Raw genomic sequence first — 947 nt, forward strand, 5'->3', positions numbered from 1 at the left:
CCAAACCGGAGGTAGTAATATCTCCGGGGTTTGGACAGCGATGTGTATCTGTAAGCCTAGCAGAACGGCATGGGAAGGCCGACGAGAAAGTGTGAGAGTCACGTATGCGAAAGGCAAGCAGAGCTAGCTGTATCCAGAGTACCGCCGGACACGTGAAACCCGGTGGGAATACGGGGGGACCACCCTCCAAGCCTAAATACTACCCAGTGACCGATAGAGAATAGTACTGTGAAGGAAAGGTGAAAAGCACCCCGGGAGGGGAGTGAAATAGAACCTGAAACCTTGTGCTTACAAGCACCGAGAGCCCGTCAATGGGTGATCGGGTACCTTTTGTAGAATGGTCCGGCGAGTGAATGTAACTGGCAAGGTTAAGTGCTTCAGGCACGGAGCCGTAGCGAGAGCGAGTCTGAATAGGGCGCAAACGATCTTACGATCGTTAGGAAGTCAGTTGTATTCGACCCGAAACCGGGTGACCTACCCATGTCCAGGTTGAAGTGGAGGTAAAACTCCATGGAGGACCGAACCGACTCCCGTTGAAATGGTAGCGGATGAGGTGTGGGTAGCGGAGAAATTCCAATCGAACCCGGAGATAGCTGGTTCTCTCCGAAATAGTTTTAGGACTAGCCTTGTATTAGATTACTGGAGGTAAAGCACTGAATGGCCTAGGGCCCGAGAGGGTACCGAAGCCTATCAAACTCAGAATGCCAGATAATCGATGTACGGGAGTCAGACAGTGTGAGATAAGTTTCATTGTCAAAAGGGAAACAGCCCAGACCCACAGCTAAGGTCCCAAAGTACGCTTAAGTGGAAAAGGATGTGGGGTTGCCTAGACAACCAGGATGTTGGCTCAGAAGCAGCCATTCATTAAAAGAGTGCGTAATAGCTCACTGGTCGAGTGACCCTGCGCCGAAAATTTAACGGGGCTAAAGTGTACACCGAAGCTTGGG

The 947-nt window shown here is 51.1% G+C and carries 1 rRNA gene; it reads left to right on the forward strand.

What is annotated here, in order from left to right:
• Positions 1-947: ribosomal RNA gene (locus U8T64_RS13825) — 23S ribosomal RNA — on the forward strand; the annotation flags it as partial.

This window comes from Neglectibacter caecimuris (assembly GCF_034335015.1).
GTDB classification, from domain to species: domain Bacteria; phylum Bacillota; class Clostridia; order Oscillospirales; family Acutalibacteraceae; genus Acutalibacter; species Acutalibacter caecimuris_A.